The 15118-nt window shown below is 54.2% G+C and carries 14 protein-coding genes and 2 tRNA genes; 9 read left to right on the plus strand and 7 right to left on the minus strand.

Translation table 11 applies throughout. The features are described 5' to 3' along the window. The first annotated feature begins 12 nt into the window (after positions 1 to 12). Complete coding sequence (locus IEV29_RS06500) at positions 13 to 492, plus strand: hypothetical protein (RefSeq protein WP_188380402.1); 480 nt, start codon at positions 13 to 15, stop codon at positions 490 to 492. A 211-nt stretch (positions 493 to 703) separates the two neighbouring features. Here IEV29_RS06500 and IEV29_RS06505 read toward each other — a convergent pair. Together IEV29_RS06505 and acs are read right to left on the minus strand one after the other, a co-directional pair. Continuing rightward, positions 704 to 794: transfer RNA gene (locus IEV29_RS06505), tRNA-Ser, on the minus strand. 148 nt (positions 795 to 942) lie between these two features. Beyond that, positions 943 to 2925, minus strand: coding sequence for an acetate--CoA ligase (acs, locus tag IEV29_RS06510; protein WP_188380403.1), 1983 nt, complete (start codon positions 2923 to 2925; stop codon positions 943 to 945). Between the two features lie 232 nt (positions 2926 to 3157). On the opposite strand from acs, the gene IEV29_RS06515 reads away from it, so the two are divergent. From IEV29_RS06515 to IEV29_RS06535, 5 genes are all read left to right on the plus strand, one after another. Next, positions 3158 to 3781 carry a YqhA family protein gene (locus tag IEV29_RS06515; protein ID WP_188380404.1) on the plus strand — a complete coding sequence of 208 codons (624 nt, stop codon included), beginning with the start codon at positions 3158 to 3160 and terminating at the stop codon, positions 3779 to 3781. Between the two features lie 168 nt (positions 3782 to 3949). Then, on the plus strand, positions 3950 to 5485 hold the full coding sequence (locus IEV29_RS06520) for a fumarate hydratase (protein ID WP_188380405.1): 1536 nt from the start codon (positions 3950 to 3952) through the stop codon (positions 5483 to 5485). 86 nt (positions 5486 to 5571) lie between these two features. Continuing rightward, positions 5572 to 6423 (plus strand): glutamate racemase, encoded by an 852-nt coding sequence (murI, locus tag IEV29_RS06525; RefSeq protein WP_188380406.1) that lies wholly within the window; start codon positions 5572 to 5574, stop codon positions 6421 to 6423. Positions 6424 to 6503: 80 nt separating this feature from the next. Then, positions 6504 to 6579 (plus strand) — tRNA-His (locus tag IEV29_RS06530). A 262-nt stretch (positions 6580 to 6841) separates the two neighbouring features. Further along, positions 6842 to 8446, plus strand: coding sequence for a response regulator (locus tag IEV29_RS06535; protein WP_188380407.1), 1605 nt, complete (start codon positions 6842 to 6844; stop codon positions 8444 to 8446). Between the two features lie 40 nt (positions 8447 to 8486). On the opposite strand, the gene IEV29_RS06540 is transcribed toward IEV29_RS06535, so the two are convergent. The 3 genes from IEV29_RS06540 to IEV29_RS16150 are packed head-to-tail and all read right to left on the minus strand — an operon-like array spanning position 8487 to position 11205. Further along, positions 8487 to 8942, minus strand: a complete 456-nt coding sequence (locus tag IEV29_RS06540) for a response regulator (protein WP_188380408.1) — start codon at positions 8940 to 8942, stop codon at positions 8487 to 8489. 3 nt (positions 8943 to 8945) lie between these two features. Further along, positions 8946 to 10199: an ATP-binding protein gene (locus IEV29_RS16145; protein ID WP_229726263.1), complete on the minus strand. Its 1254-nt coding sequence runs from the start codon at positions 10197 to 10199 to the stop codon at positions 8946 to 8948. A 34-nt stretch (positions 10200 to 10233) separates the two neighbouring features. Continuing rightward, a complete protein-coding gene (locus IEV29_RS16150; RefSeq protein ID WP_229726264.1) occupies positions 10234 to 11205 on the minus strand; it encodes a GAF domain-containing protein in 972 nt (323 codons plus the stop codon). 239 nt (positions 11206 to 11444) lie between these two features. On the opposite strand from IEV29_RS16150, the gene IEV29_RS06550 reads away from it, so the two are divergent. Both IEV29_RS06550 and IEV29_RS06555 read left to right on the plus strand, forming a co-directional pair. Then, entirely contained in the window at positions 11445 to 13355 is a 1911-nt protein-coding gene (locus IEV29_RS06550) for a hybrid sensor histidine kinase/response regulator (RefSeq protein WP_188380409.1), read from the plus strand. A gap of 69 nt (positions 13356 to 13424) precedes the next feature. Continuing rightward, complete coding sequence (locus tag IEV29_RS06555) at positions 13425 to 13793, plus strand: NirD/YgiW/YdeI family stress tolerance protein (protein ID WP_188380410.1); 369 nt, start codon at positions 13425 to 13427, stop codon at positions 13791 to 13793. Between the two features lie 83 nt (positions 13794 to 13876). On the opposite strand, the gene IEV29_RS06560 is transcribed toward IEV29_RS06555, so the two are convergent. Together IEV29_RS06560 and IEV29_RS06565 are read right to left on the minus strand one after the other, a co-directional pair. After that, positions 13877 to 14041 carry a hypothetical protein gene (locus IEV29_RS06560; RefSeq protein ID WP_188380411.1) on the minus strand — a complete coding sequence of 55 codons (165 nt, stop codon included), beginning with the start codon at positions 14039 to 14041 and terminating at the stop codon, positions 13877 to 13879. 265 nt (positions 14042 to 14306) lie between these two features. After that, on the minus strand, positions 14307 to 14507 hold the full coding sequence (locus IEV29_RS06565; protein ID WP_188380412.1) for a hypothetical protein: 201 nt from the start codon (positions 14505 to 14507) through the stop codon (positions 14307 to 14309). Positions 14508 to 14682: 175 nt separating this feature from the next. Between IEV29_RS06565 and IEV29_RS06570 the strand changes: the two genes are divergently transcribed. Then, the gene (locus IEV29_RS06570; protein WP_188380413.1) at positions 14683 to 15018 is read left to right on the plus strand and encodes a nucleotide pyrophosphohydrolase; all 336 of its coding nucleotides are present in this window, start codon (positions 14683 to 14685) and stop codon (positions 15016 to 15018) included. Positions 15019 to 15118 lie beyond the last annotated feature (100 nt).

Here is a 15118-nt window from a genome sequence, read left to right on the forward strand (position 1 = left end):
GAGCAATCAATCATGACTACCAAAAAGCAAGAAATGCAAAGAATTATTCACCTATATCGAGAAGAGACAGGTGAAAAAGAAATCGATATGCATGACGTTGCCTTATTTGCGATGAAAAAAGGTTGGCCCATGCCAAAACCAGAGACACCTTTGGAAAGGCTCGCAAAACAATTTTCCGAAGCAGCGCGTGAAGAAGTTAGACGTGATGCTATTACCGGACGCCCCTATAGAGCAAACTTGGCAATTAGTGGCGGCTCTCAACAGGGAGCATTTTGGGTAGACATCGACGAAGCCCCGCGTAAACACGCTCATAAATCATTTGTTCAGCGACGAGAGCAAATGGTAGGCGATGGATTGCAACTTTCATTCGATGTAGATCATTGGAACAGCATAAATCCAACGGAGGAACCAATCGTAATGCCAATGGATTTAACACTAGATATCGAATGGCGCAAAAATGCACCGGACGACGATGCAATCGAAGTCGCTTAAATATCTTTTGATCAAGAACCATCGAATGCAGCATAGTGATAACAAAATCCGCAATTGCGGATTTTGTTATTTTAAGAGGGATTCGCCTACGTTCCGCAGGCCGCGAATTCGCTTGCAAGCGAATCCCTTCGAATCCCCCGCGCAGGCCAAACTATTGGCCTGCTTCTCTCCGCCAAAACAAAAAAGCCCGCATATGCGGGCTTTGTGTTCTTGGCGGAGAGAGGGGGATTCGAACCCCCGATAGGCTATGAACCTATACACGCTTTCCAGGCGTGCGACTTAAACCACTCATCCATCTCTCCTGATTCGGTTCGCTGAGTGCTTTTTGCGAAGCCGCTGATTATAGCAAAACTTTGCAGTTAATTGCCGCTTTTCATGCCTTTGGTTTTGCCCGGATGTAAAAAAGCCGTCGCAAAACTGGTCTGCGACGGCTTTTAATCAGTGCATCAATTACTTGGCGTGCTTGAGCTGCTCGAGGATGGCCGGGTTTTCCAGCGTGGAAATGTCTTGCGTAATCTCTTCATCCTTGGCGATCACGCGCAACAGGCGGCGCATGATTTTGCCGGAACGGGTCTTGGGCAGATTGTCGCCAAAGCGGATTTCTCTCGGCTTGGCGATGGGGCCGATTTCCTTGGCGACCCAGTCACGCAGTTCTTTGGCGACCTTGTCAGCTTCGCCATCTTCAGGACGAGCACGCTTGAGTACGACGAAGGCGCAGATCGACTCACCCGTGGTTGGGTCTGGCTTGCCGACAACCGCAGCCTCGGCCACCATTGGGTTGGCGACCAGTGCGGATTCGATCTCTGCCGTACCCATACGGTGGCCGGAGATGTTGAGCACGTCATCGATACGGCCGGTGATGGTGAAGTAGCCTGTTTGCTCGTTACGGATCGAGCCGTCGCCAGCCAGATACGTGGTGCCGCCCAGTTCTGGCGGGAAGTAGCTCTTTTTGAAGCGCTCTGGATCGTTATAGATGGTGCGGATCATCGATGGCCATGGGCGCTTGATGACGAGCAAACCGCCCTTGCCGTTTGGCAGTTCTTTACCGGCATCATCGACGATGGCTGCGGTAATGCCCGGCAGCGGCAACGTACACGAACCCGGCACCATTGGCGTGGCGCCCGGCAGTGGCGAAATAACGTGGCCCCCGGTTTCGGTTTGCCAGAAGGTATCGGCAATCGGGCAACGCTCGCCACCGATATTTTTGTAGTACCACATCCATGCTTCCGGATTGATCGGTTCGCCGACCGAACCCAGCAAACGCAGGCTGGTGAGATCGTATTTGCCTGGATGGACATTGCTGTCTGCATCGGCCGCCTTGATCAGCGAACGAATCGCGGTTGGTGCGGTGTAGAAGATCGTGACTTTGTGACGTTGCACCATGTCCCAGAAGCGACCTGCGTTCGGATAGGTCGGCACGCCTTCGAAGACGATCTGCGTTGCGCCGCAAGCCAATGGGCCATAGGTGACGTAGGTGTGGCCGGTGATCCAGCCGATATCGGCGGTACACCAGTACACGTCGTCCGGCTTGATGTCGAAGACCCACTTCATCGTGAGCATGGACCACAGCAGGTAACCGGCGGACGAGTGCTGCACGCCTTTTGGTTTGCCGGTCGAGCCGGAGGTGTACAGAATGAACAGCGGATGCTCTGCGCCGATGGCGACCGGTGGGCATTCTGCCGCTTGTTTCTCGACCAGATCGTGCAGCCAGATATCGCGGTTTTGATCGAAATTGATATCGCCGCCGGTGCGCTTGTAAACCACGACCTTGCGGATCGTGTCGCAACCGCCGAGCGCCAGTGCCTCATCGACAATCGCTTTCAATGGTAACTGACGACCGCCACGGACTTGATAGTCGGCAGTCAGCACGGCAACCGCGCCTGCATCGATAATGCGTTCCTGCAGCGATTTGGCGGAGAAGCCACCGAACACGACCGAGTGCGTGGCACCGATACGTGCGCATGCCTGCATTGCGGCGATACCGTCGATCGACATCGGCATGTAGATGACAACGCGGTCGCCCTTTTCGATACCGAGCGACTTGAGACCGTTGGCAAACTTGCAGACGCGCTCGTACAGTTCGCGGTAGGTGATCTTGGTGACCTTGGCGTCATCCGATTCAAAGATTAGCGCGACCTTGTCGGCATTGCCGTTGGTCAGGTGACGATCCAGACAGTTGGCAGAAACGTTGAGTTCGCCATCTTCAAACCACTTGTAAAACGGCGCGTTGGATTCGTCTAGACGTTTGGTGAATGGTTTGGTCCACTGGATGTTCTGTTGCGCCAGACGCGCCCAGAAGCCTTCGTAGTCTTCTTCCGCCTCGGCACACAGTGCGCGATAGGCATCCATACCACTAATGGCGGCGTTATTGATGAATTCTTTTGGCGGGTTGAATACCCGCTCCTCTTGCTTGAAGCTTTCGATGTCGGACACAGTCCCCTCCGGTAACGGATTTTTTAATTGGTGCGTACGATAATCTTATACGCTTACTGCCACCTTACGCAAAGCTGACGGCCACTCCGAAAATTGGCGTGAAATCACGCATTGCCGCGTGTTTTTGTCACATTTTTCGCCGTATTCAGAACAATATTTTGCATCATTGCGCGTACTGAATTTGCAAAGCCCGCGTGTAAAATATCGGCTTTCATTTCCATCGATTTTTTTCATGTCTCCGTCTTCGCAGCCAACCAACACTGTCGCCAAAAAGCGTATTCATCCTTTGGCCAACTTCATCTTCATGACACGCTGGTTGCAGTTGCCATTGTATCTGGGTCTGATCCTCGCACAATGCGTCTACGTGTACCACTTCTGGGTAGAGTTATCTGATCTGATCGGTGCCATTTTTGGCAATGCAGAATCGCTCAAACACATTCTGGAAGTCGTCACTGTTCCCGGCGCGCAACCTGCAGCCAAGCTGACGGAAACGACGATCATGCTGGTGGTGCTGGGCCTGATCGACGTGGTGATGATTTCCAACCTGCTGATCATGGTAATCGTCGGCGGTTACGAAACCTTTGTCTCCCGCATGAATCTGGAAGGCCATCCCGATCAGCCGGAATGGCTGTCGCATGTGAATGCGTCGGTATTGAAGGTCAAACTGGCAACGGCGATCATCGGTATCTCGTCGATCCATTTGCTCAAGACCTTCATCAACGCGTCTGCCTATGACGCAAAAACGCTGTATGCTCAAACCGGCATTCATATCGTGTTTCTGGTTTCTGCGATGGCGATTGCCTATGCCGATCGCATCATGGCCGACACACATGCGATTACCAGCCAGGATCACTGAATAAGACAAGAACTAAGCCAAGAACAATCAGCGAGACAGAAACACCTCACGCTGCCCAGCGTTACCGGAATTGAGTACCACCTTGTATTGCAAACGCACCTCGCAGCTTGAGGGGTGTCTGTTCTTTAAGTTCGTCCACCAACCCGATTGACTCTAGCCGAAACTGCCATGACCATCATCAAACAAGACGACCTGATCGAATCCGTTGCTGCTGCCCTGCAGTACATAAGCTACTACCATCCACAGGATTACATCCAGCATCTGGCGCGCGCGTATGAAGCCGAGCAAAGTCCGGCGGCCAAGGATGCGATTGCGCAGATCCTGACCAATTCGCGCATGTGTGCCGAAGGCAAGCGCCCGATCTGTCAGGACACCGGCATCGTCAACGTCTTCCTGAAGATCGGCATGAACGTGCGCTTTGAAGGCTTTGGCGAGCGCTCGATCACCGATGCGATCAACGAAGGCGTGCGCCGCGCGTACAACCATCCGGATAACACGCTGCGTGCATCCATCGTGGCCGACCCACACTTTGAGCGCAAAAATACCAAGGACAACACACCTGCCGTCGTGCATATGGAATTGGTACCTGGCGATACGGTAGATATTCAGGTAGCGGCCAAAGGCGGCGGCTCGGAAAACAAAACCAAGTTTGTGATGTTGAACCCATCCGACTCACTCGTGGATTGGGTACTGCAAACAGTACCGCAAATGGGCGCTGGCTGGTGCCCACCGGGTATGCTCGGCATCGGTATCGGTGGTTCGGCAGAACGCGCCATGCTGATCGCGAAACAATCGTTGATGGAAGACATCGACATGTACGAACTCAAGCAACGCGGCCCGCAAAACAAGACCGAAGAATTGCGTATCGAACTGTGCGACAAGATCAATGCGCTCGGCATCGGCGCACAAGGTCTGGGCGGTTTGACCACCGTGCTGGACGTGAAGATCGCAATGTATCCAACACATGCGGCTTCCAAACCGGTTGCCATGATTCCAAACTGCGCCGCAACCCGTCACGCACACTTTGTGCTCGATGGCTCCGGCCCTGCGTACATCGATCCGCCGTCGATTTCCGACTGGCCGGACGTGAGCTGGGCACCGGATACCGAGAAGTCCAAACGCGTGAATCTCGATACGCTGACCAAGGAAGAAGTCGCCTCGTGGAAGCCGGGCCAGACTTTGCTGCTGAACGGCAAGATGCTGACTGGCCGCGATGCCGCGCACAAGCGCATTCAGGACATGCTGGCAAAAGGTGAAAAATTGCCGGTGGACTTTACCAATCGCGTGATCTATTACGTCGGCCCGGTCGATCCGGTACGCGACGAAGTCGTCGGCCCCGCCGGTCCGACCACGGCGACGCGCATGGATAAATTTACCGAGATGATGCTGTCGCAGACCGGCCTGATCTCCATGATCGGCAAATCCGAACGCGGTCCGGTCGCGATTGAAGCCATCCGCAAGCATCAGTCGGCCTATCTGATGGCAGTCGGCGGCGCCGCGTATCTCGTATCCAAAGCCATCAAGAGTGCCAAGGTGCTGGGCTTTGCCGATCTGGGCATGGAAGCGATCTATGAATTCGAGGTCAAGGACATGCCGGTAACAGTGGCGGTGGATTCTTCCGGCACCTCCGTGCATACGACCGGCCCGCAGGAGTGGAAAGCCAAGATCGAGAAAATCCGTCTGGATACCTTAACGACCGCTTGACGGCGTGATGGTCTGCACGCTCTACTAGCGCACCCGACGACACCGCCGTCCATAACACAACGACATTTACAGAGAACGTTTGCCTGATGGCTTTTTCCGCTTTTCCCGATCCTGTTGCCGCCGAAGCACCCATCGGCATTTTTGATTCCGGCATTGGCGCCCTCTCGGTGCTCAAGCACGTGACGACGCTACTGCCCTCCGATCACATTGTTTGTTTTGCCGATTCCGGCCATGCACCGTATGGCGGGAAGAGCGATGAAGAAATCACGACGCGTGTGCTGGCAATTGCCGCCTTCATGCGTACCAAGAGCGTCAAGGCGATTGTCGTTGCCTGCAATACCGCCACCGCCGCGGCAATTGACACGCTGCGCAAGCAATGTCCGGATCTGATCGTGGTGGGTGTTGAGCCCGGCGTCAAACCCGCAGCCGTCTTCAGCAGCACCGGCAAGGCTGGCGTTCTGGCCACGGCCAGCACCATTGCCAGCACGCGCTTCAGGACCTTGTGCGAGCGCATCACGGAAACGACCGGCATCGAAATTCTGGCGCAGGCTTGCGCTGGGCTGGTCGATCAGATCGAAAAAGGCGATCTGGATTCACCGGAAACCGTAGCCATGGTCGAAGGTTACGTCATGCCGCTGCTCAAAGGCGGCGCCGACACCATCGCACTGGGCTGCACGCACTATCCGTTTGTTGAACCGTTGATCGATGCGATTGCCAAGCGTGAAAGTGCAAATCCCGTCACCATCATCGACACTGGCGAAGCGGTCGCGCGCCAGCTGGAACGTCTGCTCCAGCAAAAGGGCGTACAGCGTCTGGTTGGCGATCCCGGCAAGATCGATGCCTATACCACGGGTGACGCTGCTGCGCTCCAGTACGCATTCGACAAGCTGCTCGGCAAGCCGGCGACGGTTACCGCCCTCAAGTCCGGCGAGGCGTAAAAACTGTCGTCAGAATGATTTGCCAGAGTCGTGGCGTTCTTGTACAATGCTCAGCTTTCCTGCCTCGCAGGAAAACGACGGTGGCTGTAGCTCAGTTGGTAGAGTCCAGGATTGTGATTCCTGTCGTCGTGGGTTCGAGTCCCATCAGCCACCCCAGCATTCCCTTCCTCTGGAAATCTGTCTTCCCTTCGATTTCCGATTGTTTCCCCAAGAAATCCAAACCAAGCCTGATCCCCGCTGGTCACAGGTCTTATCCATATTTGCGCCCGTATGCAATGAATAACAGGGTGTAGACCAGACGAACGCACTCACAGCAAAATCGAGGAATGCTATATTGTCACCTCCCTGATACGGCCCTGTATTGAATCTTTCTCTATAGACAGAGTCTTATCTATCATCTCTCTCTTGCTCTGTTTTGATGCCTGAAGAAAAAGAACAATACAAAGTCTTTCTGATCGACGACGAAACGCTCGGTGCCGAGATCGTTCAGCTCATGCTGGCATCCGAGGAAGATATCGAATTCAAAGCCGATCACGATGCGCGTACTGCGTTTGAAAAGGCGCAGATCTATGATCCGACCATCGTATTGGTTGATCTGCGCATGCCGCTGATCGATGGCTTTGATGTCATTCGCCAGTTCCGTAGCTGCCCTGCCCTGCAACACCTCCCTATCGTCATGCTGTCGTCGGAAGACGACCCTGCCCTGAAAGCCAAGGGATTTGCGCTGGGTGCCAATGACTATCTGGTTAAATGGCCGGACAAGCGCGAGCTGATTGCACGTATCCGCTATCACTCACGCGCCTATCGTGCCTTTCGCGAGCGTGACAATGCATTTTCTGCACTGGAGCAAAGTCAGGCTGATCTGCTGGCAAGGACGCAGGAACTCGAGTTAAGCCGCTCTGCTCTGCTGCAAGCACAGAAGATGGAAGCGCTGGGCAATCTGACCGGCGGGATCTCGCATGACTTCAACAATGTGCTGCAGATCATCAACGGTTCCCTCAGTCTGCTGAAGCTGCAACTCAAGAATGACGAGCAGGCGCAAAAGCGGATCGAGGTTGCCCTGGGCGGCGTCAGTCGCGGTGCAAAACTCTCTTCGCAACTGCTGTCCTTTGCACGTCGACAGCCCTTGCAACCCAAAGTCACATCGATCGGCAAGCTTTGCGACGATGTGATGCAGCTGCTACGCCATGGCATCGGGCTGACCACGCCGATCGAAGTCGATATTGCTGCAGACCTCTGGAACGTTCTGGTCGATCCGGCCAAGCTGGAAAACGTGCTGTTCAATCTGGCAATCAATGCACGGGATGCCATGCCGAACGGCGGCACCATCCGCATTGCGGCCAGCAATATGCATCTGGTCCATGCCGACGTCATTGACGGCGATTATGTCCACATCTCTGTGCAGGATAGCGGCTGCGGCATGACAGACGCGGTGGCACAGCGCGTATTCGAACCCTTCTTCACAACCAAACCTGATGGTCAGGGCAGTGGGCTTGGCCTGAGCATGGCCTACGGTTTCGTCAAACAGAGCAAGGGACACATCGAGATCGAAAGTACACTCGACGTCGGTACAACCGTCCATATCTATCTACCGCGTGCGCAGACTGCATCTGCGCCGGCACCCAAGGAAGAAATCCCGCAAGATGTCAACGGGGCCGAATCCATTCTGGTAGTCGATGACGAAGAAGACGTGCGTCAGGCAACGGGAGAATTGCTGCGCTCGCTGGGTTATCGCGTCGTGGAATCACACAATGGTGAGGATGCTCTGGAAACCGTGAAAAAGAATCCGGACATCGATCTGATTTTCACCGACGTTATCATGCCAGGCAACATGCGGAGTGTGGACTTCGTTGCAGCGGCACAGGCCTTGCGGCCGGACTTGGCCGTACTGTTTACATCCGGATATGTACGTCCTGACATCCTGTCCGAATGGAAAAACCAGTCGCATATCCGACTGCTTTCCAAACCTTACGATGTGCAGGATCTGGCGACGAAAATCAGAAAGCTTCTGGATAACCGCTAAGGGCCATCCTGGCACCCGTTGCGGTAACGGACGGCGAGGGTCATGCGCGACGATGCGTGCGCACGGAACCTGGCGGCGGCTCGTTGAGCACCGCCCAGAAAATACCGAGATCCGAGATTGCCTTGATGAATTCCTGAAAGTCCACAGGCTTCACGACATAGGCATTGACCCCGAGTTCGTAACTGCGCACCAGATCCTGCTCTTCCTTGGATGAGGTCAACATGACAACCGGAATGCTTTTGAGAACCGGCGATTCGCGTACGTGTCGCAGTACCTCCAGACCATCCACCTTCGGCAGTTTCAGGTCCAGCAGAATGACGGCCGGATTGCCGGCAGGACGATCTTTATAATCGTCCGTTCCGTTCAGATACTGCAACGCTTCGCCGCCGTCGCGGATCACGATCACATCATTGGCCAGTTTGCTTTTCTCCAAAGCGACCAGCGTCAGCTCCAGATCATTTGGATTGTCTTCGACCAATAAGATGGGCTTTAACATGCGTCATTCCTCTTCGACTTGCACTTGTTTCGGGAGCGAGAACGAGAAAACCGAGCCTTCGTTCAAGGTGCTGTCGGCCCATACCGCGCCCCCATGTCGTTCAATAATCCGTTTGACGTTAGCCAGACCGATCCCGGTCCCCTCAAACTCTTCCATCCTGTGCAGTCGCTGAAACACACCAAACAGCTTGTGCACGTAATTCTTGTCGAAACCCACGCCATTGTCCCGTATATGAAAGACATACGCTGATGTAGTTTCTTCGGAAAACACCTCAATAATCGATTCGTCGCGATTGCGGGAGTACTTCACCGCATTTGACAGCAGATTGTACAGCGCGAGATTCAAGAATGTGGCGTCACCTGTCACAACAGGCAATGGCGCAATATTCCACGTGATTTTACGACCACCCACTTCATTGGAAAACCGCTCGATACAGGCATCGACCAATTCGTTCATATCCACACTGGACAGCGTCAACGCAGATCGTCCCATCTGCGAAAAACTCAGCAGATCGTCAACCAACTTCCCGGCGAAATGGGCCGAACTCTTGATCTTGCCAATGAAGCTGACGCCACGCTCGCTCAACGCATCGCTCTCCATTTCCAGCAGCAAGTCCGCGAAACCAGCGATATGTCTCAACGGTGAACGCAAATCATGCGATACCGAATAGGAGAACGATTCCAACTCCTTATTCACGCGACCGAGATGCTCCGCCATCTCCGCCATTTCCTCGGCGCGCTGCAACACGATACCAAGAATGGCCGTGCGAAATTCCAGAACCGTTTCAATTTCACTCGGGCGCCAGAGCCTGGAAGTCGCCTGCACGGTTTCGCTCCAGACTTCAAAGCTGCGGCGCGGAGAAAGCGTCTCCGACATGCTTGCAGCGCGCATCTTGGCATAGGGATTACCTGCCCAGTCGATGGTCTGCACCACTTCCGGACGGAACCAGATCAGGTAATGCTTGTGAATCTGTGAAATTGACACCGCGAGCACTCCACTCGCGACGTCTTTATATTCGACTGCCGGCGCGAACTCTTTGCTCAGGGAGTCTGTGTGGTAAATATCATCAAACGCCTTACGCTCCAGCCACGTCACCAGCTCGCTGATTTTTTGCACTTCGGGCGTTTTTCCAAATACCGAAATGTAACTACCTTGAACCAAGGCTGCGCCCGATGCATTGGCAAACTCCAGCAAATCACTCGCGACCCTCGACATATTGCCGGAAAAATCCCCCGACTGACTTAGGGTCGCGAGCATGGAGACGAGCCTACCTCGCAACTGCAGTCGATGATTAAACTCTTTGCGCTCTTCTGCAGCGTCGAAATGCAGCGTCGAAATGCAGCGCCAGAATCTGCCCGAGCTGCTCGCACACAGCCCGGATTTCGAACGCCACACGACGCGGCGCATGATCGTGGCAAGAAATCATGCCCCATAACTTGCCCCGAATCACGATTGAAATCGACATGGAGGCACACGTGCCCATGTTTTTCATGTACTGGATATGCACAGGCGAGACACTGCGCAACGTTGCCTGGCTTAGATTGACCGGCTCACCCGATGCCGGGGTCTGCGGCACCAGATAAGCGGGCTGATAATCCGCATCTGCAATCAGACGTACCAGATTGGAGACATACAGCGCTCTTGCCTGCTGCGGAATGTCCGACGCCGGAAAGTGCTGATTGAGATAGGTGTGATAGCCATCATCCCGCGCTTCGGACAAGACTTCGCCGTGCTGGTGATGATCGAAACGGTACAAAAGCACACGTCCGAAGCCGGTGATCTTCTTGATCTCGCGCACGGCAATGTCACTCATGGCGCGTATCGTTTGCGCCGAGGTCACCTCACTGACAAATCGCGTGACAATCGGATGAAAGAAACGGAAATCCGGTGCCACCTCAGCCGCAAATTCAAATTCGAGAATCAAAACCTGTTGCGCATGATGCGCCAGCACGTCATACGCGCCGTGAGCCAGACGCAAGGTACCTAGATAAATGGGCTTGGCTTCTACCGTGTGGTTGGCAAGCGCATGCCGTAGCCATGTGCCGCCTTCGTCCGCAAATACCTCTGTCAGTGAACGCCCAATTACCTGTTCCGCGGAAAAACCGAGATGCGCGTCGACATTATCGCTGGCGTGCGTAATGACCTGGTCTTCTGGCGCGATGACCAGAAGAAAACCATAGGGCTGAATGCTGCCAGGAATGTGGATCGGTTCCTTGTCACATGTCGTCGCATCAACAAGGGGCTGTTCGATTTTTTCGGTCATCTCTTGCGAATACTGGGTTAGAGCAACAACGGCAGGCCATGCTGCAGCGAATGGTTGGAATTATTGCACAGAACATAGTGTGCACCGTTCGGCGTCCTGTTCTGATGCGACCAAATTGGACACGAGTTGTTCATCGTCTTTGCGCCTGAATTGTCAATTTAACCCGCTGAAACAGCTTTCCGACATGCAATCAGGCTAGAATCACCAGACTGTATTTCCCTCTTTCAACTATTGCTGTCATGGATAACGCCGGTCTTTCCCACATTGCCGAATCGGACCGCTTCCGCCTTCTGGTGGACAGCGTCACGGACTATGCGATCTACATGCTGACTGTCGAAGGTTACGTCAATAGCTGGAACACAGGTGCGCAACGCTTCAAGGGGTATCGCGCGGAAGAGATCATCGGCAAGCACTTTTCCAATTTTTATACGGAAGATGACCGTGCTGCCGGCATTCCGGCACGCTCGTTGCTGACCGCAGAACGCGAAGGACGCTTTGAGACCGAAGGCTGGCGTGTACGCAAGGATGGCTCCCGCTTCTGGGCCAACGTGATCATTGACCCGATTCGCTCGGAAAAGGGCATTTTGCTCGGTTTTGCCAAGGTCACGCGGGATGTGACGGAACGCAAGCTGACACAACAAGCCTTGCAGCAAAGCGAACAGCAGTTCCGCCTGCTGGTACAGGGCGTGACCGATTATGCGATCTACATGCTGGATGCAAACGGCGTCGTCACCAACTGGAATTCCGGCGCACAACGTATCAAAGGCTACAGCGCCAGCGAGATTGTCGGCACCCATTTTTCGCATTTCTACACGCACGAAGATCAGATTCGCGGTTTGCCAGCCAAGACGCTGGCAATTGCCGCTTCCAAGGGACGGCACGAGCACGAGGGTCTGCGCGTACGCAAGGATGGCTCGCAATTCATGGCGAATATCGTGATCGATGCCATTCGTGACGAACTCGGCCAGCTGGTCGGTTTTGCCAAGGTCACGCGCGACATCACCGAAAAACGTGCCGCCGAAGAAGAACTGCAAAGAGCCAATACCGCGTTGCTTCAATCTCAAAAGATGGAAGCACTGGGCCAGCTGACCGGCGGCGTGGCACATGACTTCAACAATTTACTCGGCGTTCTGTCGAGCGGGATTGACATGCTGTCGCTGCAATTGCGCTCGAATCAGGATGCGCGCGTGCTGGACAGCATGCGCCGCGCCGTCGAACGTGGCGCGGGCCTGACACAGCAACTCTTGTCCTTCGCGCGGCAGCAACCGCTCAAGACCGAAGCCTGTCTGATCAATGACGTCATCACCCGTTTTGAATCCGTCTTGCGTAGCGCCTGTCGCTCTTCAGTCGAGTTTGACATTGCCCTGTCGTCCGATCCGGCGATGGTACAGATCGATCCCGGCCAGTTGCAAACCGCTTTGTTGAACCTGGTGGTCAATGCATCGGACGCGATGCCTGACGGCGGCAAGTTGCACATCTCGACCGGCACGACCGAACTGAAGCAGAACGAGATCGGCAATCTGCCTGCCGCGACCTATAGCGTGATCCGTGTCGACGACAACGGATGCGGCATGCCCGACGCAGTCCGCGAACGCGCACTCGAACCATTCTTTACCACCAAGGGAATCAACAAGGGAACCGGTCTCGGTCTGAGCCAGGTTTACGGCTTCATCACGCAGTCCGGGGGCGATGTGCGCATCCTCAGCAAGATGGATGAAGGGACCTCGATTCTGCTGTACCTGCCGATTACACACAACGATGATCCTGCTGAGGCGCTTGCCAGTGACGGTTTGGAAAAAGTCCTGATCGTGGAAGATCAGGAAGACTTGCTGATGCTGGGTGCCGAACTGTTCCGCGCAATTGGATATGAAGTCTATACGGCGACAAGTGCGGAGCAAGCCATTGACCTGCTGACGGCACGCACCGATATCAACATCCTGTTCAGCGATGTGATGATGCCGGATGGCATGGACGGCATTCAGCTGGCGCACTGGGTGCGAGAACGTCATCCGCACATCAGAATCGTGCTGGCATCAGGTTATGCACGACCTGCTCTGCAAGCGCAATCGCAGAACGGCGAACAATTCCACTTCATCAACAAGCCGTATCAGTTATCCGATCTGGCAAAAGTACTGCGGCGCGCCGCCTGAAAAAACACGGTGCGCAATGATGCAAGCAAGCAGGCTACAATCATGGTTCATTCGTAAAAGGAGGTAGATATGCTTCACAAAGCGAACATCGCGGCAATCATGGCTGCCAGCGCGCTATCTCTCGCCGTACTCACGCCTGCGCAGGCGCAATACACAGGCCCAAGCGCGCGCGTCACGCAAAATAGCGTCGCAGCCATTCTGAAAAATCCTGTGGACGATCAGCAGGTCATCCTGCGCGGTTATCTGACACGCCAGATCGCCAAGGAAAAATACATGTTCTCCGATGGCACGGGCGAGATCCGTGTTGATATCGATGACAAGCATTTGCGCGGCCTGCCCGTCAGCGAAAAGACCAAGGTCGAACTGCACGGTGAAGTCGAAAAGGATTTTCTGGAAAGCCCGGAAATCGATGTCGATCTGGTCCGCATCATTCAGTAAGCCACAATCTCTTTTCTAGCGACGTTAAAAAACCGCCTTGCAAGGCGGTTTTTTAATGCACAACGTTTTGCAGAATGGTCGGATCAGTGACCCAGTTGCGATTCTGCAGCGGCGTTTGCCTTGCGAATACGTTCTGCTTTTGCTGCCTCTTCTTCTGCCGTCAGCGGTGTGTTCGGTGCTTCGGTCTCCGAACCACAGCCAGCCAGCGTCATGGCAAATGCAAATGCGACAAACAACGACTTACCCATATTTATTTCCTTGGAGATGATAGATGTTGATTCTCCCGGACACGCTGTCCGAGCCTGCCAGCTCCTGATTTCGTTAAAGAAACGTGAAGCTTTTGTTGAGGCAGACTATAGGTGAAGCGAGAAAGAAGCGTAAACTGTGGATGTCACTTAGCTACATATATGCGCAAGATAAAAGCACGTTCAAAACATTTCATTACAAATGACAAAGCCCGAAAATGCGGGCTTTGTCATTGCACCAAACCGGCTTCGATGCAGAAACGCGAGATCAATTGTTATTGGTTGCCTTGTTGGGCTGCTTGATCGGCAAGGTGTGCTGGCTGATGTGATCGGTCTGACTAGACTGGTTTGCCACTGCATGCGCCATTTCCTTTTGGCGCTGATGCTCCTGCTCCGCTTCATGGCCTCTCAATTTTGGATTGCCGGGTGGGTTGGATGCGTGTGTCTTCTCTTCTTTGTGCTGTGACATAGCGATCTCCTTGTGTGGATGACATTTGACGATAGCATCGCAGCACACCTCGCCCAATAGGCAAACCTCACCGATGCATGTAGGAGAGACTGTAGCGCGTGCATGCCATGCAGCAAAAGGCAGCGTTTGCGCGTGACGTATCATGTGAGACCTTCGTCTTTCTTGATGCCACACCATGACACCCAAACTGATTGATACCACCGCACTGGAAACCGCTCTGGATGACTTTGCAACTGCCCGCAACTGGCACCAGTTTCATTCGCCAAAGAATCTTGCCATGGCGCTGACGGGAGAAGTGGGTGAACTGGTGGAAATCTTTCAATGGCGTACAGAGGAAGAATCCTGGCAGGTCGCGCGGCAGGCCGAGACTGCCGAGCATGTACGACAAGAGCTTGCCGACGTGGCCTTGTATCTCGTGCGTCTGGCATCCGTGCTTGAGGTGGATCTCAATCAGGCGATTGCCGACAAGATGGTATTGAACGCGCAAAAGTATCCACCCTTGTCCGAGTAGGGACTACGCCCTTTTTTAAGAAGAATTGGCAGAGGTCAAGACTTCAATCCGGTTTCTTCCCTATATTGCTGTCTTTGCCCACCATCAGCGCCTGCGTGCG

Origin of the sequence: Oxalicibacterium faecigallinarum (assembly GCF_014635705.1) — a bacterium.
GTDB classification, from domain to species: domain Bacteria; phylum Pseudomonadota; class Gammaproteobacteria; order Burkholderiales; family Burkholderiaceae_D; genus Oxalicibacterium; species Oxalicibacterium faecigallinarum.